This is a genomic window from Nocardioides sp. (assembly GCF_031422975.1).
In the GTDB taxonomy this organism is placed as follows: Bacteria; Actinomycetota; Actinomycetes; order Propionibacteriales; family Nocardioidaceae; genus Nocardioides.
Window position 1 is genome coordinate 1 of record NZ_JANPEO010000335.1, and the last position, 3,921, is coordinate 3,921.

Here is a 3,921-nt window from a genome sequence, read left to right on the forward strand (position 1 = left end):
CGGCTCGACATCGCCTTCGAGGAGGGACCACCCGTGCCCGACCGACTCAGCGGCGGGCCGGCTGCCCGACCGGACATGGCTGCCTGGGCGGCGGCAGCGATCTGCGCGGGAGTGCTCGCCCTGTGTGCCGCGATCGTTGTCGGCGTCCTGCTCTAGCCTCGAGATCATGAGCATCAAGATCGGCGCGCACGTCGACCAGGCCGACCCGATCGCGCAGGCGCAGGCGCGGCAGGTGCCGCTCGTGCAGTTCTTCCTCGGCGATCCACAGGGCTACCGCGGCCCCGACGTGGCCTACCCCGGCGGCGCGATCGCACTGAGGACCGCAGCCGAGCAGGGTGGCATCGACCTCTACGTCCACGCGCCCTACATCGTCAACGTCGCCACCACGAACAACCGCATCCGGATCCCCAGCCGCAAGCTGCTCCAGCAGCACGTCGACGCGGCCGCCGAGCTCGGCGCCAAGGCCCTGATCGTGCACGGCGGTCACGTGGACCGGGCAGGCGGCGACGCCCAGCTGATCCGAACGGGCTTCGACAACTGGCGCAAGGCCGTGGACGCGACCGACCTGAAGATCCCGCTCCTGATCGAGAACACCGCGGGCGGCGACAACGCGATGACTCGCCACCTCGAGCGCATCGCCGGGGTGTGGGACGCGATCAGCGGCTGCGAGCAGGCCGACATGGTCGGCTTCTGCCTGGACACCTGCCACGCCCACGCCGGCGGCAACCGGCTCGAGACCGTCGTCGCGGACGTGATGGCCATCACCGGGCGGATCGACCTCGTCCACTGCAACGACAGCCGCGACGACTTCGACTCCGGCGCCGACCGGCATGCCAGCCTCGGCGCCGGCAGGATCGACGCCGACCTGCTCGCCGCCGTCGTACGCGACGCGGGTGCCCCGGTCGTGCTCGAGACGCCTGGCGCCGCAGCCGACCACGTCGACGACGTGGCCTGGCTGCGACAGCGGCTCTGACCACTCCCGAAAATAGTGCCGGGTTGCAGGCAACCTGATGGCAGACTGCAACGTCTGGTTAATGGAGAGCTGGCTGGACACGTACGGGGGTCGTGTCCGGCCGCCTTTCATGTGGGCCCGCGCACCCAGCGGATACCGTGGCCAGGTGACTCCCCTGCCGACATCGAAGCCAATCACCGGGCCGCCCCTCACCGTCCAGACCATCACGGCGGCCGAGCACGCGGCCTTCATCGCGGCCCGCTCGAGTGCCAGCTTCCTCCAGACCCCGGCGTGGGCGCGGGTGAAGCCCGAGTGGCGAGGCGAGAGCATCGGCTGGATGCGCAAGGGCGAGCTCGTCGGCGCCGCGCTCGTCCTCTACCGCCAACTGCCCAGGCTGAAGCGTTTCCTGGCCTATCTCCCCGAGGGCCCGGTCATCGACTGGGCCGACGACGACCTGTCGCTCTGGCTGGAGCCGATGGCTGCTCACGTGAAGACGCAGGGTGCCTTCGGCGTGCGTATGGGGCCACCGGTCATCACCCGCCGCTGGAGCGCCGCCCAGATCAAGGACGGCATCGCCGATGACTCCACCTTCCGACTGACGGACGTGTCGCCGCTCGAACGATCGCGCGAAGGCGCGAGCGTCGTCTCCCAGCTCCGCGAGTTGGGGTGGCGACCGCAGGCCGCGGAGGGCGGCTTCGCCGCGGGACAGCCCCAGTTCAACTTCGTCATCCCACTCGCCGGTCGCAGCGAGGACGACGTCCTCAAGGGCATGAACCAGCTCTGGCGCCGCAACATCAAGAAGGCTGCCAAGGAGGGTGTGGTCGTCGAGCAGGGCGGCCGCAGCGACCTCAAGTCGTTCCACGACCTCTACGTCCACACCGCCGAGCGCGACCACTTCACGCCGCGCGGTCTCGCCTACTTCGAGACGATGTATGACGCCCTCTCGGCCGAGGCACCGGGCCGGATCACCGTCTGGCTGGCCCGGCACGAGGGCGACCTCGTCGCCAGCACGATCGCGATCCGGGTGGGCTCCCACGCCTGGTACTCCTACGGAGCCAGCTCGAGCGAGAAGCGCGAGGTCCGCGGCTCCAACGCCGTGCAGTGGGAGATGATCCGCGACGCGCTGGCCAACGGGGCCGAGGTCTACGACCTGCGCGGCATCACCGACACTCTCGACTCCGGCGACTCGCACGTCGGACTGATCCAGTTCAAGGTGGGCACCGGTGGCGAGGCCGTCGAGTACGTCGGCGAGTGGGACCTACCGCTGAGCAAGCCGCTGTACGCGGCGTTCGACCTCTACATGAGGCGGCGCCCATGAGCCTCGCCCTGACCGTCGACGGCGACCGCTGGCGGACCCACCTGCTCGACACCGTCTCCGAGCTCACGGGGATCGTGCCGGTCGTCAAGGGCAACGGCTACGGCTTCGGCATCGGCAAGCTCGCGCGCCGCTGCACATGGCTCGACGAGCATGCCGCGACCACCGGCAGCAAGATCGACATGATGGCCGTCGGCACCTACCTCGAGCTCCAGCACGCATCCCCCCGGTTTGCCGGGGACCTCCTGGTCCTCACGCCCTGGCGCCCGCTGGGCGCCGCCCTCGACGTGCCCGAGACCCTCAGCCCGCGGGTCATCCACACGGTCAGCCGCATCGCGGACGTGCGCGACCTGCTGGCGCGCGCCCCGGACGCACGTTTCGTCCTCGAACAGCTCACCTCCATGCGACGTCACGGGATGACCCGGCGCGAGCTGCTCGAGGCCGCCAAGGTCCTCGGCGAACGGCGGCTGTCCGGGCTGGTGGGGGTGGCGATGCACCTGCCGCTCAACACCGCCAGCCACCTCGGCGAGGTCACTCGACTCCTCAACGACGTCGTGGCGACCGGCCTCCCGACGCGCAACATCTTCGTGAGCCACCTGACCACCGCCGAGCTGGCCCGACTGCGCACGGCCTACCCCGACTTCACCATCCGTCCCCGCATCGGTACCGACCTCTGGCTCGGTGACCGCGCGGCGCTGCGCGTCAGCTCCACCGTCTTGGACGTGCACCCCATCGAACGCGGCGACACGTTCGGTTATCGCGGCAGGTCCATGCCCACGAGCGGTCACATCCTGGTCGTCAGCGGTGGCACTGCGCACGGGATCGGGCTCGAGGCGCCGACCGGGGACCATTCACTGCGGAGCCGGGCCGCGACCATCGCCCGCAGCGGGATGGACGTGCTCGGCCTGGTGCGCTCGCCGTTCTCGATCGACGGCAAGCAGCGCCTGTTCGCGGAGCCCCCGCACATGCAGGCCTCCATGCTCTTCCTGCCGTCAGGCGCGCGGGTGCCCGAGGTCGGTGAGGACATCGACGTCCGCGTCCGCTTCACCGCGACCACGTTCGACCGGGTCGACATCACCTGAGCCCGGCTCGGCAGCGCACATCACGGTCGCCCCGACCAGCCAGATCAGGCCGCCGATGCGCAGCACCACCCCGAGCCAGTAGGCCCGTGCGTCGCCACCACCCGAGGGCGCGAGAACTCCGCCGAGGTAGAACCCGAGCATCGCCCAGTGCCCGACCTCGCACGTCTGCCACACCAGCAGGTGGCTCCACCTCCGCACCGCCACGACGGCGAGCGGCAGCAGGACCAGCGCATAGGACGGTGCCGCCGCGGGGCTGATGGCCAGCGCCCCCGCGACCAGCAGCGTGCCGAGGCTGGCGAACGACCACGTCGTGCGCCAGGCCAGGGCGACGACCGCTGCCGACATGACGGCCACCAGGGTCCCGGTGCCGATCAGGATCACTGCGGTGGACGGATCCACGTCGGCCACCTGGTCGACGAGCAGCCAGGCCGAGCCGATGTCGGCGCCGTGGAAGTACCCCCTCCACGAGGCCTGCCATGCCTGGGGCGAGCTCGCCAGGGCCGGCACCATCAGCCCCGTCCACACCGCCACGGCGCCGGCGCCGAGCACCCCCGCGTCGGGCAGGCGCCGGT

General features: G+C 70.7%; 3 protein-coding genes and 1 pseudogene. 3 read left to right on the top strand and 1 reads right to left on the bottom strand.

The annotated features are described in order from the left end of the window. Nucleotides 1–166 precede the first annotated feature (166 nt). The 3 genes from RMO85_RS10200 to RMO85_RS10210 all read left to right on the top strand — a co-directional run bounded on the left by RMO85_RS10200 (nt 167) and on the right by RMO85_RS10210 (nt 3,349). The gene (locus tag RMO85_RS10200; protein WP_310528617.1) at nt 167–973 is read left to right on the top strand and encodes a deoxyribonuclease IV; all 807 of its coding nucleotides are present in this window, start codon (nt 167–169) and stop codon (nt 971–973) included. Between the two features lie 145 nt (nt 974–1,118). Further along, on the top strand, nt 1,119–2,270 hold the full coding sequence (locus RMO85_RS10205; RefSeq protein WP_310528618.1) for a peptidoglycan bridge formation glycyltransferase FemA/FemB family protein: 1,152 nt from the start codon (nt 1,119–1,121) through the stop codon (nt 2,268–2,270). Then, nucleotides 2,267–3,349: an alanine racemase gene (locus tag RMO85_RS10210; protein WP_310528619.1), complete on the top strand. Its 1,083-nt coding sequence runs from the start codon at nt 2,267–2,269 to the stop codon at nt 3,347–3,349. The genes RMO85_RS10205 and RMO85_RS10210 overlap by 4 nt, the downstream gene beginning before the upstream one ends. Here RMO85_RS10210 and RMO85_RS10215 read toward each other — a convergent pair. Next, nucleotides 3,260–3,921: pseudogene (locus RMO85_RS10215) on the bottom strand (hypothetical protein); the annotation flags it as partial. The gene RMO85_RS10210 and the pseudogene RMO85_RS10215 sit on opposite strands and share 90 nt — an antisense overlap.